Annotated in this window: 9 protein-coding genes; 6 read left to right on the top strand and 3 right to left on the bottom strand. The window is 64.6% G+C overall.

Features of this window, described 5'->3' with window-relative positions:
• Positions 1–6 precede the first annotated feature (6 nt).
• The 3 genes from phnC to phnE all read left to right on the top strand — a co-directional run bounded on the left by phnC (position 7) and on the right by phnE (position 2,710).
• Positions 7–873: a phosphonate ABC transporter ATP-binding protein gene (gene phnC, locus QN413_RS24730; RefSeq protein WP_323499262.1), complete on the top strand. Its 867-nt coding sequence runs from the start codon at positions 7–9 to the stop codon at positions 871–873.
• A gap of 61 nt (positions 874–934) precedes the next feature.
• Positions 935–1,879 (top strand): phosphonate ABC transporter substrate-binding protein, encoded by a 945-nt coding sequence (gene phnD / locus QN413_RS24725; protein ID WP_323499261.1) that lies wholly within the window; start codon positions 935–937, stop codon positions 1,877–1,879.
• A 24-nt stretch (positions 1,880–1,903) separates the two neighbouring features.
• A complete protein-coding gene (gene phnE, locus QN413_RS24720; protein ID WP_323499260.1) occupies positions 1,904–2,710 on the top strand; it encodes a phosphonate ABC transporter, permease protein PhnE in 807 nt (268 codons plus the stop codon).
• A 14-nt stretch (positions 2,711–2,724) separates the two neighbouring features.
• On the opposite strand, the gene QN413_RS24715 is transcribed toward phnE, so the two are convergent.
• On the bottom strand, positions 2,725–4,563 hold the full coding sequence (locus tag QN413_RS24715) for a phosphodiesterase (protein ID WP_323499259.1): 1,839 nt from the start codon (positions 4,561–4,563) through the stop codon (positions 2,725–2,727).
• A 203-nt stretch (positions 4,564–4,766) separates the two neighbouring features.
• On the opposite strand from QN413_RS24715, the gene QN413_RS24710 reads away from it, so the two are divergent.
• Together QN413_RS24710 and QN413_RS24705 are read left to right on the top strand one after the other, a co-directional pair.
• The gene (locus QN413_RS24710; RefSeq protein ID WP_323499258.1) at positions 4,767–5,006 is read left to right on the top strand and encodes a hypothetical protein; all 240 of its coding nucleotides are present in this window, start codon (positions 4,767–4,769) and stop codon (positions 5,004–5,006) included.
• A gap of 61 nt (positions 5,007–5,067) precedes the next feature.
• A complete protein-coding gene (locus QN413_RS24705) occupies positions 5,068–7,278 on the top strand; it encodes a phosphocholine-specific phospholipase C (protein ID WP_323499257.1) in 2,211 nt (736 codons plus the stop codon).
• A 147-nt stretch (positions 7,279–7,425) separates the two neighbouring features.
• Here QN413_RS24705 and QN413_RS24700 read toward each other — a convergent pair whose 3' ends face one another.
• Complete coding sequence (locus tag QN413_RS24700; protein ID WP_323499256.1) at positions 7,426–8,868, bottom strand: glycerophosphodiester phosphodiesterase family protein; 1,443 nt, start codon at positions 8,866–8,868, stop codon at positions 7,426–7,428.
• A gap of 11 nt (positions 8,869–8,879) precedes the next feature.
• The gene (gene acpA / locus QN413_RS24695) at positions 8,880–11,027 is read right to left on the bottom strand and encodes an acid phosphatase (protein ID WP_323499286.1); all 2,148 of its coding nucleotides are present in this window, start codon (positions 11,025–11,027) and stop codon (positions 8,880–8,882) included.
• Between the two features lie 276 nt (positions 11,028–11,303).
• On the opposite strand from acpA, the gene QN413_RS24690 reads away from it, so the two are divergent.
• Positions 11,304–12,668: a cytochrome-c peroxidase gene (locus QN413_RS24690; RefSeq protein ID WP_416352247.1), complete on the top strand. Its 1,365-nt coding sequence runs from the start codon at positions 11,304–11,306 to the stop codon at positions 12,666–12,668.
• Positions 12,669–12,753 lie beyond the last annotated feature (85 nt).

Here is a 12,753-nt window from a genome sequence, read left to right as displayed (position 1 = left end):
AAGCCCATGGAACCCATCCTGCGCATTCGCCAGCTCAACAAGCATTTTCCGAACGGCCGGCACGCGCTGCGCGACATCAACATCGATGTTGCGCGTGGCGAGATGGTGGCGCTGATCGGCGCATCGGGCTCGGGCAAGTCGACGTTGCTGCGGCACGTGGCCGGCTTGGTGGCAGCCGATGGCGACAGCGACTCGCTCATAGAGATCGACGGTCGTTGCGTACAGCAGGGGGGTCGCGTGCACCGCGACATCCGCAAGGTGCGGGCACAGGTGGGTTTCGTGTTCCAGCAATTCAATCTGGTGGCACGGTTGCCGGTGCTCATGAACGTGCTGGTGGGTTCGTTGCACCGCGCGCCCTGGTGGCGCAGCTGGCTGCGCGCCTTCACCGCCGAGGAGCGGGCGCGCGCGCTCGACGCGCTGGCCCGCGTGGGCATCGCCGATTGCCATGCGCAACGTGCGTCCACGTTGTCGGGTGGTCAGCAGCAACGCGCTGCCATTGCACGCGCACTGGTGCAGGGCGCGAAGGTGGTGCTGGCCGACGAACCCATCGCCTCGCTCGACCCCGAATCCTCGCGCAGGGTGATGGAGATCCTGGCGCGCATCCATCGTGAAGACAACTGCACCGTGATCGTTTCGCTCCACCAGGTCGAGATCGCGATGAAGTACTGCGCGCGCGTGATCGCACTCAACCAGGGCCAGGTCGTGTTCGACGGGCCGGCCGCAGCGCTCACGCCCGTATTGCTTCGCGAGCTCTATGGCGCGGATGCCGAAGAACTGCTGGGCGCGCGGTCTTCCGAGGGCGGCACTGTTCTTGTGTTGCCGCAGGTCACCGTGGCGCCGTGGCCCGCGCAAGGTACCCGCGCCGTCGCCTAACGATCCTGCCGACGCCCGTTTTTCGAGCGCCTTTATTCCCCCCCCCCCTCCGGAGCAATCCATGATCAAGAAACTGTGTGCAACGCTGGCCCTCGGCCTGAGCATGACCTGCGCTTTTGCGCAGGACATCAACTTCGGTTTTATCTCGACCGAGGCCTCGGCCAATCTGAGGCAGGACTGGCAACCGCTCATCGACGACATGAGCCGCCAGACCGGTTTGAAGGTGACTGCCTTCTTTGCGTCCGACTACGCCGGCATCATCGAAGGCATGCGCTTCAACAAGGTGCAGATCGGCTGGTTCGGCAACAAGTCGGCAATGGAGGCGGTGGACCGTGCCAGCGGAGAGGTCTTCGCGCAGATGGTCAACGCCGATGGCACGCAGGGCTACTACTCGCACCTGATCGTCAATCGCGACAGTCCCATCAACAACGTGGACGACATGCTGAAGAACGGCAAGAACCTGAGCTTCGGTAACGGCGACCCGAACTCCACCTCCGGCTTCCTGGTGCCGGGCTACTACGTGTTCGCCAAGAACCACGTCGATGCCAAGTCGCTCTTCAAGGTAACGCGCAGCGCCAACCATGAAGCCAACGCACTCGCCGTCGCCAACAAGCAGGTGGATATCGCAACCAACAACAGCGAGAACCTCGAGAAGATCAAGGAGCGTTTCCCCGAGAAGTTCAAGGACATCAAGATCGTCTGGACCTCGCCGCTGATTGCGCTCGATCCGCTGGTAATGCGCAAGGACATGCCCGAAGCGACCAAGGCCAAGATTCGCAACTTCTTCTACAACTACGCCAAGACCGACGCACGGGAAAAGGAAATCGTGATGAAGATTTCCAAGCTGTCGGGCTTCAAGGAGTCGAACGACCAGCAGCTGCTGCCTATCCGTCAGCTCGACCTGTTCGCGCAACGCAACAAGGTAGAAGCCGATACGGTTTTGAGCGAGGGCGACAAGAAGACCCGCCTGGCCGACATCGACAAGAAGCTCTCCGCTTTCAACTGATTCGGTTACCCCGCACGCCACCTCATGCAGCCGACTGTTTTGACTCCGCGCGCGCCATTGCCGGTGCTGCCTGCGCCGCGGCGCAACTGGATCCGGCCCTTCGGCTGGGCGATTCTCCTGGCGCTGCTGGCTGCGTCATGGAAGGGCGCCGACATGCGCCCCCTCGACCTGTGGCGCGACTCGGGGAACATGGCCACGTACGCAGCGGATTTTTTTCCGCCCAATTTCGCGCAGTGGCGCACGTATGTGGAGGAGATGGTCGTCACGTTGCAGATCGCGCTGTGGGGCACGGCGCTGGCCGTGCTGACGGCGGTGCCGCTCGGACTGCTCGCCTCGGCCAACATCGTGCCGTGGTGGATTTACCAGCCGATGCGCCGCTTGATGGACAGCTGCCGCGCCATCAACGAGATGGTGTTCGCCATGCTGTTCGTCGTCGCCGTCGGGCTCGGTCCGTTCGCCGGTGTGCTCGCACTGTGGATACACACCACCGGGGTGCTGGCCAAGTTGTTCGCCGAGGCGGTGGAGTCGATCGACCCGGAGCCGGTGGAGGGCATCCGGTCCACCGGGGCCAGTGCGCTGCACGAAATCGTCTACGGCGTCATTCCACAGGTCATGCCGTTGTGGATCTCGTACGCGCTCTACCGCTTCGAGTCGAATGTGCGATCCGCCTCGGTGGTCGGCATGGTGGGTGCAGGCGGTATCGGGGTGGTGTTGTGGGAGATCATCCGTGGCTTCCAGTACGCCGAGACCTGCGCGGTGATGATCATCATCATGGTGAGCGTGAGCCTGATCGACCTGCTCTCGGCACACGTCCGCAAGCTCTTCGTTTGAATCCGCGCGACGGCTCAGCAGGCTGTGCCCGCGGCTTCGATGCGATGGCCGTCCGCCTCGTACACGGCCAGACCGGACGCGGCCGTTTTCGCGCCGTGCTTGGCGCGCGCCGCTTCGGTGGCGACGTCTTCCACCGTCCGGCATGTGCCCGGCGCGATGTGAACCGCGCCGATGCAAAGGGTGGCGCAGGGAAAAAACCGCATCGTTCCGTGGCGGTCTTCGGCATGGATGCCGCCGGCCAGGCGATCGGCCTCGTCGTAGAGGCCGATCGCCTGGCTCGCGAACTCGTCGATTACGCGTCGGCACCGCGCCTCCCAGTCGTTACCCTGAAAAAGAACGATGAAGTCGTCACCGCCCACATGCCCGACAAAATCCTGGCGGGCGTCGCAGTTGGCCACGAGCAATCTTGCAACCAAGCGGATGACTTCGTCGCCGCGCCAGTATCCATAGTGGTCGTTGAAAGGCTTGAAGTCGTTCAGGTCCGCATAGCCGGCAACGAAGTCGATGCCGCCGCTCAGGAGGCGCTCGATATGAAGGCTGATTGGAATGTTGCCCGGTAGAAAAGTCAGCGGATTGGCATGGCGCGCTGCCTCGATCCGCGTCTCGGTCACGGCGCGGACCAGTTGCTCACCGGTGCCCAGCCCGAGGTATTTGCCCTGCTCGGCGACCACGAAGCCTTCGCTCAGATAGCGCTGGTCGTCGGATGTGAGGATGCCCATCAGCTCGCTCACGTCATCGTCGAGATCGATCACCCTGGGCGTGCGGTTGGCGTGGCCGATGCAGGCCTTGCGCCCATGCACCTCGCGGAAATAGAGCCGTGCAAAGTGGTCGGTGAACTCTCGCCGGTTCACCAGTGCGACCGGCTTGCCGTGGTGGACCACCGCCAGCGCGTGCAGTTCGGGTTGGGCCTGGAAGATGGCGGCAACCTCCTCGTTGGTGGTGCCGGGCTCCACCGCCGGCGCCTTCACGAGCACCAGATTGCGCAGGATGCCCGGCCTGGCAAGCTGGCCCGGCATGGGCAGTACGACAAGCCTTCGGGCCGCCAGGACATCCGCTGCATCGCGCGGCAGCACGGCAGGCGGCGTCCTGGCGGGCCGGCCCAAAAAGTACCCCTGTCCGATGGCCACACCCAGATCGCGCAGCGTTCGCAGGTCATCACCGGTTTCGATTCCCTCGGCGACCAGTTGGGTTCCGAATGCTTCGCTGAGGGCGACGACGGCGCGAACCATCTCGAAGTTCTCCCTGTTGCCGGTCACGTTGCGGGTAAGGAACTTGTCGAGCTTGACGAACCTGGGCTTGAGTTCTGCCCAGCGGCGCAAGTTCGAATGGCCGTCTCCGAAATCGTCCAGTGCCAGTCGAACGCCGGTAGGCCCCATCGCATCGACGACACGAATCAGCGACTGCGGGTCGGTCGCCCGCTCGTTCTCGGTGAGCTCGATCACGAGCTTGCGCGGATCGACGCCGGAGCTCGCCAGCATGCGTGGCAGAACCGTGGCCGAGGCGCGGACCAGCGCATCGGCACTCAGATTCACGAACAAGTTGCCGGGCAACCTTGCCGACAACCACTCTCGCAGGATCACGTCGACGCAGCGCAGTTCGAATTCCATGAGGACCGATTCGGATGCGGCGCACTCGAAGAGCGCGAGTGGCATGTGCAGCGGTCCATCCACGGGGCCGCGTATCAGCGCCTCGTGGCCGTAGACCGATCCGTTTCGGAGGTCGACCAGCGGTTGAAAAACCGCATGAAGGCCATCGCTCTCCATCAGGCGTTGCAACGGGCTGCGCCCGTTCCTTGGCGTTTCAGACTCGATCGGGATGGCCGGCTCTAGATTGGAGACGAGAGAGGATTGCATGTAGTTCCGGCTGAGCTTAGGAACCGCCGGAGACGGCCGTGTGACGGTTCGTCCAAGCACGGCGGTTTTGTGAACTAACGCACGGTCAGCGAACCTGGAAGCCCTGCGTCGAAACGCGCCTTCGACCGTGCCGGCGTGGCGATTCCTTCACGAAGACGTCACGCGGCTTGCCTCTAATGCGCCAACTCACAACAGGAGTGCCCATGCATGCAGTTCTCAAATCCTGGCGTCTCGCGACGGCGCTGATTCTGATCATCACCCTTGCCTCGTGCGGCGGTGGAAGCAGCGGCGGCGGCGTCTCGGCCGCAGGCCTGAGCAAAGGCACGACGCAGGACGGCGCCGGCAAGGACGGCACGGCGGCGGCGACGACGACGACGACGACGGGAGTTTCGGGCACGGCCGACGCTGCCGCGCAATCGCCGGAAGTCCGCTACGCCCCTTGAAGCGATGAAGCGACAAGACGACGACCCGAACACATAACGACCCCCCAACGAGGAGAAGGCCGTGAATTCACGCCGCAAGTTCCTGAAAAACGCCGCAACCGGCACCGCCGCCGCCGCCACGCTGAGCGCATTCCCGCCGAGCATTCGACGTGCGCTGGCAATCCCCGCGCACAACGCGACAGGCACCGTCAAGGACGTCGAGCACATCGTCATCCTGATGCAGGAGAACCGCTCTTTCGATCAGTATTTCGGCACCCTGCGGGGTGTGCGCGGCTTCGGTGACCGCTTCACCATTCCGTTGCCCGAAGGCCGCAGTGTCTGGCAGCAAACCGATGCCAACGGGCAACCGGTCTTGCCGTATTACCTGGACCAGAGCAAAGGCAACGCACAGCGCGTGAGTGGCACGCCGCACAGCTGGGTCGATGGTGAAAACGCGTGGGACGGTGGCCGCACCTACCAATGGCCGAAGTACAAGGGCGCCAACGCCATGAGCTACTTCAAGGAAGCGGAGTTGCCGTTTCAGTTCGCGCTGGCCAATGCCTTTACGTTGTGCGACGGTTATCACTGCTCGATGCACACCGGCACCAACTCCAATCGCATGTTCCTGTGGACCGGCACCAACGGCCCGACCGGGGCCGGTGTGGCGTCGGTCAACAACGAGTGGGACTCGATCGATTCCTCGGCATTCGGCTACCAATGGAAGACGTATCCCGAGCGGCTGCAAGAGGCCAAGGTGAGCTGGATCGTCTACCAGAACATGCCCGACAACTTCGGCGACAACCCGTTGGCCGGCTTCAGGCAATACCGCAAGGCCAACGAGGCTTCAGGCAAGCCGGTGAGCAACGAGGCGCTGTCTCCGGCCTACGATCCGGCGAGCGACGACGCCGGCAATCCGCTGTACAAGGGGATCGCCAACACCATGCCCGGCGAGTACGGCAACGCGGACAGTTACTTCGAGCGCTTTCGGCAAGACATCAAGAACGGCAAACTGCCGCAGGTCTCGTGGATCGTGGCGCCGGCGACGTACTCCGAGCACCCCGGCCCGTCGAGTCCGGTGCAGGGCGCCTGGTACATCCAGGAAACGCTCGATGCATTGACGGCCGTGCCCGATGTCTGGAGCAAGACCGTGCTCTTCATCAACTTCGACGAGAACGACGGCTACTTCGATCACTACCCGTCGCCCGCCGCGCCGTCGATCAATGCAGACGGCACGCCGGCCGGCAAGACAACGTTGAGCGACGCGGCGATCGCGTTCGAGCGCTTCAACTATCCCGCGTCGCCGGGCACCACGAGCCAGCCGCTGCCCGACGGCCGAGTCTTCGGGCCCGGCATCCGCGTGCCGATGTATGTGGTCTCGCCATGGAGCCGCGGTGGCTGGGTCAACTCCCAGGCGTTCGATCACACCTCGGTCATTCGCTTCATCGAGAAGCGCTTCGGTGTGAAGGAGCCGAACATCAGTCCGTTCCGCCGTGCCGTGTGCGGTGACCTGACCAGCGCCTTCAACTTCGAGCGGCCGAACGACGAGCGCCTGCCCCAACTCGCCGGCCGCAAGACCCGGGCACAGGCCGATGCGCTGCGCGCTGCGCAGGACCTGTTGGCGCAGATCGCGCCACCCGTGAATCCACTGTTGCCGGTGCAGGCGACCGGCACGCGCCCGTCGCGTGCGCTGCCGTACGAGCTGCATTTCAGCGCGCGATGCGACGGACTGCGCGGTCGCGTCAAGCTGATCTTCGCCAACACCGGCGACGCCGCGGCGGTATTCCACGTGTACGACCGCTTCAACCTCGATCGACTGCCGCGCCGCTACATGGTCGAGCGCAACGAGCGGCTCGACGACGAGTGGGCTGCAACGACCGACAACGCCGGAAAGTACGACCTCTGGGTGCTGGGCCCCAACGGCTTTCATCGCCACTTCAAGGGTGACCTGAACACCCTGAAGTCACGCGGTGCGCCCGAGCCGGAGATACGCGTCGGCTACGAAGTACGCCGCGGCGATCTTCATCTGAAGGTGCGCAACGATGGGGAGCGCACCTGCTGGTTCACGGTCACCGCGAAGGCCTATCTGCAGGGCCGCGACGATCGCACCTGGCGCGTCAAGGTCAAGGGTGGTGAAGACGCCGAGAAGCGATGGGAGCTCGACGACAGCGGCCAGTGGTACGACTTCGAGGTGGTGTGCGACTCGGACCCGACATGGTCGCGCCGCTTCGCAGGCCGTGTCGAAACGGGTCGCCACTCGGTCAGCGATCCGGCGATGGGAACGGCCGGCAACTGACGCGGGACTCCGCTGCGCCGACGAGGGGTCTGTCTTCGTCCTGACGCTTCAGCTCGGCCGTCTCGGTCTGCGTCTTGCCTTGCCAGCGGTCGGGCCCATCGGAACCATCGAAGTCAGGGTCCATTCAAGTTCCGATCAGGTCCGAATTCAGCGCCCCGTCTCGGTCAGGTAGGTTTTGCGCGCTGCGAAGCCGGTATTTGAAAAATCGGTGAACACACCGTCGATGCCTGCCCTGAAAAACACCAGGTACTCCGCTATCGGGTCACCCTTGTAGAACCCCGCGAGGTACTGCGGCTCGTTTCGGAAGGTGTAGGTGTGTACGAACAAGCCCGCCGTGTGCGCATCGGCGATCAGGCTTGTCGGCTTGACCGTATTGACGTCGGCCAACGAGCCGGTGTACGGCGGGTCCTTGAATGGCACCACTGTCAGCGACATGACCTGCGGCTTCCATGGCCCGATACCGTCGGCGTAGGTCTTCACCTCCGCGAGGCCGGCGGGCGTCAGCATGCTGCCGAAAAAGCGGGGGTCGCCGGCGAGAGTCCAGCTGTACGGGCGACCATCGACGAAGGTGTACTCGTCGGTGGTGACGTAACCCATCTCGCCGGTCTTGTAGTTGACGTCGTTGCCGTCCACCAATTGCACGGCTTTGCTCTTCAACCCGGCCGATCGCAGGTACTTGAGGCTCGCCGGATCGAAGCTCTGCACGAAGACCGGTGCATCCTTTCGATTCAGGTCGTTGAAGTTCAAAATCTTCAGCATCGCGTCTTCCAGCGGATGGCTGCCCACGGGTCCACAGCCGTTCGCGATGGCTTGTGCGTTGTTCCAGATCGGGTTCTTGCTTTCCGGATACACGCTGATCGTGCGACCGGTGCTCGCACTTTTTGCTTTTGCGATGTCGATGATTTCCTGGAAGCTCAGGATGGGCAGCTTGCCGTTGAGGTCGGTCGGTCGCTGGGCACGTGCATCGTAGGTCGTGCCGGCGATCCACTGCTTGAGCTCGGCCATCGTGAAGTCGGTGATCGACCAGTCGCCGGTGTGGTCCTCGCCGTCGACCACAAGCGATTTCAGTACCGACTTGGGATCGTTGGGATTGGTCAGATCGCTCAGGTACTTTGCCGGGCCGTTGGCGGGGATGGGTGGATAGGTCACGTCGACCAGCACGCCCGGCACTGTCCGCTTGCGCGCAGCGACCGTGGTGTTGGTCGCAGCCACAGCAGTGATGTTGGTGTTGTCGCTGAGCCAGGGGTTGTGCCGGGCCACCAGCACGCAATCCTTCGTGAGGTGCAGGTCGGTCTCCAGTGAGTCGGCGCCTGCGTCGGCGGCGGCCTCGTAGGCGGCCTGCGTTTCCTCCGGGAAGAGCCCTGGCAAGCCGCGGTGGCCGATGATCAGCGGGGCCTTCCCATCGAGCGTCAGCAGCGCGCTCGGCACGGGTGCCGGAGCAGGCGCAGGCGCGGGTGCGGGAGTGGGCGCCGGTGCGGGTGCAGCGACGATCGGAAGAAACCCGGTCGATCCGCTGCTGCCGCCACCGCACGCGGCCATCATCAACGAGCCAGCGAGTGCGACGCTGGTGCAGCGAGCGATATTCTTCATGGCGGGGCGCTTCACGATTTACCGCCGAAGTCGAGTGCACCGGTCAGATCGCCCATGGGCTTGGCGCCGTTCTTCAGCAATGCGTTGTCACGCACCACCAGCCCGGCGAGCGGCGGCAGCGACCAGCGGTGCGTCATGAAGCGCAGCGTCGATGCGGTGTCGTACTGCGTCTTGTCGACGAAGCCCTTCTTGGAGAACGGCGAAATGATGAGCGCCGGGATGCGCGTGCCGGGACCGAAGCGGTCGGCCTTGGGCACGGCCGCGTGGTCGTAGAAGCCGCCGTTCTCGTCGTACGTGATGACGATGAGCATGTTCTTCCACTGCGGGCTGGCCTTCAGCTTGGCGACCAGGTCGGCGATGTGCGCATCACCATCTGTGATGTTGGCGTAGCCGTTGTGCTGGTTCAGGTTGCCTTGCGGTTTGTAGAAACTCACGGCAGGCAACGTGCCGGCTGCGGCCTGCGTCAGGAAGTCGGCGTCGAAGTCCTTCAGGTGCGCAGCGCGTGCGTCGGCGTGCGTGGCCGGGTCGAAGGCAGCGTAGTAGTTGAAGGGCTGGTGGTGGAACTGGAAATTGGGCGCCTGCGCGGCCGGTGGCACGGCGGCAGGGAATACGCGGTTGCCCTCCGCGGTGGCGGTGGTGCTGTTCCATGCGCCGCCGTACCAGGCCCAGCTCAGGCCCTTGGCCGTGAGCACATCGCCGATGGTGGTCTGCGTTTGCGGCGGCAAGGTATTTGCCTTCGTCGGATCGGCGTAGAGCTTGCTGCTGTCGCTCGCGGCCGGCGCGTTGTTGCTCGGCTGGTAGGGCGGCTGCATCGTGTTGACGGCGTAGAAGGTGCCGCTCGCGTCCTTGGGCGTGAGCGTGCTGTCGTTCTTGTAGATCGGCGCGCCGTTCAGCACCGAAGCCGGCGACGTGACTGCAGCGGTGAGCTTGACGAAGTTGCCGTCGGCATCGGTGTCGATGGCGGAGATCGAAGCCTTCGCGGGTGACGTGTCGGCATCGGCGTTCGGGTAGATCGGTGCGCAAGCGCACACGAGGTACTGGTGGTTCAGGAACGAACCGCCAAAAGCGCCCATGAAGAAGTTGTCGGCCAGCGTGTATTGCTGCGCGAGATTCCACAGCTGCATCTTGCTGCCGTCGAAGTAACCCATGCTCAGGCCGCCCGCGTCGGAGTAGGCCGCGAACTTGTCGTTCTTGCCGCCGTCGATCTGCATCTGGTTGTTATAGAAGCGGTGCACCAGGTCGCGCGTGATGGTCGACTGGCCGATGACGGTACCGGTGTTGAAGAAGCCTGCCGCGTCGTCGATGCGGAACATCTTGTTCGGCATGCCGACGGTTTGCGCCTGCGTGATGGTCGTGGTCTGGCCAGCGGCAGTGACGCCGCCCCATACCGGCGGCAGTGCCGGGAGGGTTGAGCCGTCGAAGTCTTTCTGGGGCTCGGCGGTGCTCGATGCGGGGTTCACGCCCGGGATGCCGTTAGCGCCGGGGTACAGGCCGTAGAGATTGTCGAAGCCGCGGTTTTCCGCGTAGATCACGACCACGTTGTTGATCTGGTCGAGCGCGAAACGGTTGCGCAGGGCGCCGGTCAGGTCGCCTGCGGTGCCAGCCTCGGCCACGGCTTCGGCAATGCGCTCGATGCTCTGGTCGATCTCGGTTTGCAGCACGCCGCGGATGGCGACGTCGGTGATCTTGTTGTGGTCGGCCAGCAATTGCGTTTCCGAAACGCCGAGGCGCTTGGCGAAGGCGGTGCGCGCCGCAGCAAGGTCGCCGCCATTGGCGTCCATGAGTGCGACCATTTCGGTGCTGATGGAGCTGACGACGCCGTTGGCTTCGGCAGGTGCGCGGAACACGAGCGGCTGCGTGACGGCGGATTCGACGCTGGTGGCCGGGTCGTAGCGCTTGCTCGATGTGCCGATCTCGGCCACCACAGCGCCCTTGCCGGTGAGCGTGAAGGCGCCGTTGGCGTCTGTCGTGGTGCTGGTTTCCGACGCGTCGCAGCGGCCGTTGTTGTTGCTGTCGATGCACACCTTCGCGTTGCGAAAGTAGCTGCCGGTGACCACGCCGCTCGTCGTGGCGGGTGCCGTGGGCGTGGTGGTCGCAACGCCGGTGGTGGGCACGAGGCCGCTGAAGCCGTTACTGCTTCCGCCGCCGCCGCAGGCCATCACCACGGCCGACGCGACGATGGCGGTCGGCCACAAGGCGAGTGCCAGCGGCTGGCCGTTTCGGCGGGATGTTCTGGGCGCGGAATCGCGCGAAGAGGGAGACAAGGGTTGGGCGGTCATCTGGGTACTCTTGGTGTTGGAATGGTCCCGACTGACGCCGGGCGCATCGATGGTCGTGCGGCTCCGTGACAACCGCGTGGCAGTGGCGTGTCATCGCGCTGACACGCTGCGGCAGCACAGTCGCCGCCAACCGAGGCTTTTCGCCCGATCTCCACCGTGACGTTTCGCTTCGCCTTCTTCAGCGTCTTCAACTTTCTTCGCCGCTCCGGCTGGCTGCTGCTCGGGGTCGTGGCCCTGTCGGCATGCGACGGCCGGCCAGGCGCACGCACGGCAGCGGCTGGGCCGGATGCAGCGGCCTCGCCTGCCGCACCGGCCTACGTCGGCGCCACCTACGCACCCACACCCGGCAAGCCGCAGCCCAGCGCCGCGCAGTTGAGCGCGATCGGACGGCGCATCTTCTTCGACACCTCGATGTCGGCATCTGGCATGCAGTCGTGCGCGAGCTGCCACGATCCCGCACATGCCTACGGGCCATCGAACGCCTTGTCGGTGCAGCTCGGCGGTGTCGATGGCCGCACGCCTGGCCCGCGCGCCGCGCCGTCGTTGCGCTACCTGCAAACGCTGACCGCGTTTTCAGAGCACCACCACGACAACGACGGCGACGACAGCATCGACGCCGGCCCGACCGGCGGCCACATGTGGGATGGCCGCGCCGGCTCTGCACATGAACAGGCAGGGCTGCCGCTGCTCTCGTCCGCGGAGATGGGCAACGCGTCGGTGGCGATCGTCGCCGGCAAGCTGGAGAAGGCCGGCTACGCGAACGACATGCGGCAGGCGTTTGGTGACGAAGTCTTCGACAACCCGGACACGGCGTTCAAGGCGGCCGGCCTGGCGCTCGAAGTCTTCCAGGAATCGCCGACCGACTTCTATCCGTTCACCAGCAAGTACGACGCCGTGCTGCGCGGCCAGCAAAAGCTCGATGCCGCGGAGTCGCGTGGGCTGAAGCTCTTCAACGCTGCCGACAAGGGCAACTGCGCGGCCTGCCACCTGAGCGAGCGCACGCCCGACGGCGCGTTTCCGCTGTTCACCGATTTTGGAATGATCGCCATCGGCGTGCCGCGCAATCGCGCACTGGCCGCCAATGCCGACCCCGCGTTTCACGACCTCGGTCTGTGCGGCCCGCTGCGCACCGATTTGGCGGACCACCCGGAATACTGCGGCCTGTTCCGCACGCCCACGCTGCGCAACGTGGCGGTCAAACAGGCGTTCTTCCACAACGGCGTCTTCCACTCGCTCGATGAAGCGGTGCGCTTCTATGCACAGCGCGACACGGCACCCGCGCGCTGGTACGGCCGTGGTGCCGAAGGCAAGGTCCAGCCCTACGACGACCTGCCCTCGAAGTACCACCACAACGTCAACGTCGAAGCGCCCTTCGGCCAGCGGCCGGGTGCGCAGCCGGCCTTGACCGAGGCCGAGATTCGCGACGTCGTGGCCTTCCTCGGGACATTGACGGACGCCGATGTCGCCGCTGCCGGTCGGGCCGCTTCCACTCTGCGACCGCCGCAGTCGTCGAGGAACTGACGCCTTAATATCGGCGCTGGCTTTTTACCTGCAGCACCGATGACCGTCCCCGACCCCGCTCCTGACTCCGCCTCCGCCCTCGCTC

Source organism: Variovorax sp. LG9.2, assembly GCF_035018885.1.
Classification (GTDB): Bacteria; Pseudomonadota; Gammaproteobacteria; order Burkholderiales; family Burkholderiaceae_C; genus Variovorax.
This window is presented reverse-complemented; position numbering and strand designations above follow the sequence as displayed.